The 4236-nt window shown below is 71.1% G+C and carries 4 protein-coding genes and 1 pseudogene; all 5 read right to left on the reverse strand.

Annotated features, from left to right (window positions below; all coding sequences use genetic code 11):
- Positions 1 to 99: 99 nt before the first annotated feature.
- Positions 100 to 522, reverse strand: coding sequence for an SRPBCC family protein (locus tag ACWGI8_RS40520; RefSeq protein WP_453668455.1), 423 nt, complete (start codon positions 520 to 522; stop codon positions 100 to 102).
- Positions 519 to 1910 carry a carotenoid oxygenase family protein gene (locus ACWGI8_RS40525; RefSeq protein ID WP_453668456.1) on the reverse strand — a complete coding sequence of 464 codons (1392 nt, stop codon included), beginning with the start codon at positions 1908 to 1910 and terminating at the stop codon, positions 519 to 521. Before ACWGI8_RS40525 ends, ACWGI8_RS40520 begins: the two co-directional genes overlap by 4 nt.
- Complete coding sequence (locus ACWGI8_RS40530) at positions 1907 to 3307, reverse strand: MFS transporter (RefSeq protein WP_453668457.1); 1401 nt, start codon at positions 3305 to 3307, stop codon at positions 1907 to 1909. Before ACWGI8_RS40530 ends, ACWGI8_RS40525 begins: the two co-directional genes overlap by 4 nt.
- A gap of 87 nt (positions 3308 to 3394) precedes the next feature.
- Positions 3395 to 3961, reverse strand: a complete 567-nt coding sequence (locus ACWGI8_RS40535) for a TetR/AcrR family transcriptional regulator (RefSeq protein ID WP_453668458.1) — start codon at positions 3959 to 3961, stop codon at positions 3395 to 3397.
- A 170-nt stretch (positions 3962 to 4131) separates the two neighbouring features.
- Positions 4132 to 4236, reverse strand: a pseudogene (locus tag ACWGI8_RS40540) (ATP-binding protein); the annotation flags it as partial.

Here is a 4236-nt window from a genome sequence, read left to right on the forward strand (position 1 = left end):
GCCCAGGGCCTGTCCGGTGGATCTTGCCGGGCCGCTCCACCGGACGCTCCCTGGGCCCGGACAGGGCATAAAGGGGCTAGCAGATGCCGGAACCGCTGCTCATGCCGCTCGCCCCTCCGCCGTCCGCTTCAGGTCCCGCAGCCAGGCGACGAGCGACTGGTCGAGGGCCGTGAGCATCCCCTCAGGGTCCGCGTCGACGGGAGGTCCGGCCCAGGACTCCTCGGTGACGACCAACGTCCCGCCGCCCTCGCGGGGTTCCAGCGTCCAGCGGTGGATCCCGTCGATTCCGGCGGTGGGCCCGCCCCAGACGATGAGCCGGTTCGGCTCCACGGCCATCACCGTCGAGGTGATGTCGAGGCCGTGGGTGAGCCACCGGAACGAGGCGCCGACCGCCGGCTCACCGCTGAGTTCCGCGGTGTCGATTCCCGTGTTCCACGTGGGCCAGGCGTTGATGTCGGTGTGGAGGTGCCAGACGGTCTCGACCGGCGCGTCGATCGTGATCTCGTGTCGGGTCGCGATCATGCCGCACCGCCCGGGGTCTCGCCGCTGCCCGCGATGGCGGCGTCGGCGATCCAGGAGCCGTGGATGCCGGACGGGACACGGCGCGGTAGTTCGACCGTGGCGACGGGGGCGCCCACCGGCGCGGACGCGTCCAGGATCAGCAGCTGCGAGGCGTCCCGCTCCAGATCGCTGACCACGGTGAGCAGATAGCCGTCGTCCTCACGCGTCCCACCCTGCGCCGGTACGAAGACGGCCTCCCCGGGCATCCGGCCGCGGCCCATGGGCACCAGTTCCCGGGCACCGGTGCGGTGATCGTGCTTGGCGATGGCGTACTCGCTCAGTCCGGGACCGGGGAAGGCGACGGAGTAGCTGAAACGGTGCGGGAGACCGGTCAGATCCTCGTTGATCGTGGGGAACTCGGTGACGAGGTCGTCGACCGCCTCCTCGCTCGCGGTTCCGGTCGCCGGGTCGAGGATCCAGCGGTGGCCGGTCGCACCGACCATCGGCTGCGGCGCGTAACCGGGCGCGCCGATCCACCACTTCCAGGTCTGCTCCCAGGCACCGCGGTCGTAGCGGGGGCCGCTCAGTACGATCCGGCCGCGCTCGTCCTCGTACGCGTTCGCCACATGCAGCAGCGCGCCCGGCTCGACCTCGAACCACTTCACCACCGCGGGCCCGGACCGCGGCATGACGCCGATGCGCGGGGTGTAGGAGTCGCTCCAGCGGTACGGGATCCCGGAGTGCTCCGCCGGGTTGAACACGATGGGCAGGTCGAGCCAGATGACGTGCCGCTGTGTGATGGCGAAGTCGTGCATCAGGGAGGGGCCGGCTCCGTCGATGACCTCGGTACGGACGATCTCGCCCTTGGCATCGGCGACGTAGTACGTCAGGTGGGGCGGGAAGGGTCCGTAGCCGAAGAAGTGCAGCTCACCGGTGACCGGGTCGGTCTTCGGGTGCGCGGTCATCGCGGTCTTCAGCCTGCCGCCGAAGTCGAACGCGCCGACGGTGTCGAGCTCGGACGTCAGCTCGTACGGCAGGTTCACTTCCTGCAGCGCGAGGATGCGGCCCGCGTGCTCGATGACGTGGGTCGCGGCGTCGCTGGCCGTGAGGTCGGGGACGCCGTCCGCGCCGAGGTACGGGACGCCGTCGAGGGCGGGCGTGCGGACCCAGCGGTTGCGGTACCACTCGGCGCGGCCCTCCCGCAGGCGCAGACCGTGGATCATTCCGCTGCCCTTGAACCAGTGGGTGGGCGTGGAGCCGGGCTTGGGGTTGTGGCCGTTGCGGAAGTAGCGGCCGCTCAGCTCGGGCGGGATGGTGCCGTGGACGGTCAGCTCGTGTGCGGTGATCTCGTCGACGACGGGGGTGTAGTGCCCGGAGACGTACGGCTTGGTGATGGACTCGATGGTCATGACTGCTTCCTCCGGTTGATAGTGAACGTGGTGGTGCAGGTGGCCAGCGCGGCGAGTGCCGCAGCGGTTGCGAAGGCGGCGCCGTGGTCGGCCGCCGCGGGGGCGATGGCGGTCATCAGGGCGAGGCCCAGTGCCCCGCCGAGCTGCCGGGTGGTGTTGATCAGGCCGCCGGCGATCCCGGAGTCGGCCGTCGGCACGCCTTCGGTGGACAGCGCGGTGAGCCGTACGAAGGCGACCCCGAGGCCCGCGCCGATGAGCAGCGAGGGACCGAGGAGATGGACGGCGAACGACCCGTCGCCCGGTGCCAGGGACAACCACACGAGTCCGAGCGTGAGAACGGCGAGCGCTGCGGGAGTTCCGGCACGGGCGGGCAGCCGGGACGCGAGTACGGAACCGGCGACGACCGTGAGAGCGAGCGGGAGCTGCGTGAGCCCGGCGGCCAGCGGGCCGTATCCGAGGATCCGTTGCTGATAGAGCGGCAGGAAGTAGAACAGGCCCACCCAGACCGCGCCGAGCAGTGTCATGGCGATGTTGGCTGCGGCGACCCTGCCCGTACGCAGCAGCCGCGGCGGTACGAGGGGCGTGCGGGCCCTGACCTGCCGTACGGCGAAGAAGGCAAGGAGGCTCACACCGGCCACCCCCGCGACGAGGTGCTGCGCGGCGAGGGCGTAGGCGAGTGCGGTGAGCCCGGCGGTCGAGGTGACCGCGCCGAGAACGTCGACCTCGCCGCCGATGGGCCTGGCGGCCGGTACCAGGACGAGCGTCGCGGCGAGGGATGCGGCCGTGACCGGCACGGAGACGAGGAACACCGCCGGCCAGCCGTACAGCTCGGTGAGTACCCCGCTCAGCAGCACCCCCGCAGCACCGCCCGCCCCGGAGACCGCGCCCCACGCCCCGAGCGCTCTGCCCCTGCCGGGTCCCGGCGGGAACACGGTCAGGAGCAGGGCGAGCGCGGCGGGCGCGAGGAGCGCGGCACCGGCGCCCTGGACCGCACGGGCCGCGATGAGGACCGGCGCCGAGGGGGCGAGAGCCGATGCCAGTGCGGCGAGCCCGAACACGGCCATGCCCGCGGTGAACACCCGGCGGCGGCCCAGCAGATCGGAGAGCCGTCCACCGAGCAGCAGCAGCGCGCCGAAGGCCAGGACGTACGCGTTGACCACCCAGGAGAGCGCGGTGGGGGACATCTGCAGGCCGTCGCGGATCGACGGCAGGGCCACATTCACGATCGAGGTGCTCAGTACGACGAGGAACTGCGCCGTGGCGAGCGCCGCGAGAGCGGGGCCCCGGCGTACTGCCCTTGCTCCCCGGGCTCCGTCCGCTTCCTCCGAGCACTCTGCTTCCGCTGCTCCCTCTGCTGCTTCCTCTGTTTCCGAGAGCCGTGCCGTCACCGCTGTCATCTCCCTTCCTCAGGAAAGAGTGGTCGATCACTCACTGCTTGGGTCGAAGAAGGGGCCGCGTCGCCGCGGCCGCCCTCAGGGGGTGCTTCAGTAGTGGCGGAGGCCCGTCAGCAGCGTCCTCGTCCACGGTGCGTCCAGCTCCGTCGCTCCGATGGAGACGACGACATTGCAGAGAAAGCCCCTGGCGAAGAACGTCTGGATCAGCTCGTCCGGTGCGCCGGACGCGGACCGTACGTACTCCACCAGTCGCGCGTACAGTGCCTGCACCGCCGACTGGATCGCCGGCTCGCTCGCCGCGCAGTTCGCGTGCATCAGGACCCTCAGCAGGTCGTCCCGGTCCGCGATCAGGTGTGCGTACGCATCGCCCATCGCGTCCAGCACGGCAGCCGGCTCGACGCTCGCGGTCTCCGCGGCCGCCTCGGCCAGCCGCTCCCGGATCAGTCGGGAGCAGTTCTCGACTACGGCCACGAACAGCGCTTCCTTGTCGGGGAAGAGCCGGTACAGATACGCCTGGGAGATCCCGGCGCCCCTGGCCACCTCGGTCGTCGAGGTGCCGTAGTACCCGCGGGCCGCGAAGACCCGTGCCGCGGTGGCCAGGACCTCGCCGCGGCGCGCGTCGGCCGTGGAGAGCTGTCGCGTCCTTGTCGTCGCCATATGAGTAATAAACCACTCACACATTGGGGGTGTCAACTCCCAGGCAAGGGTTGAGCACCGCACCGCACCGCACCGCGCCGCACCGGACCGGACCGATCCGAAAAGGGCCCCGCACTCCGGCAGGAGTGCGAGGCCCTTTCCATACGGCCGGACAGGGATCCGGACGCGGCCTACCGCAGGCGGGCCATGAGTGCGTGTTCGACGAGGGTGATGAGGGCGCTCTTGGCGTCGGCGCGGTGGCGGGCGTCGGTGGTGATGATCGGTGCGTCGGGGCC

The sequence above is a fragment of the Streptomyces sp. NPDC054841 genome (genome assembly GCF_053611045.1).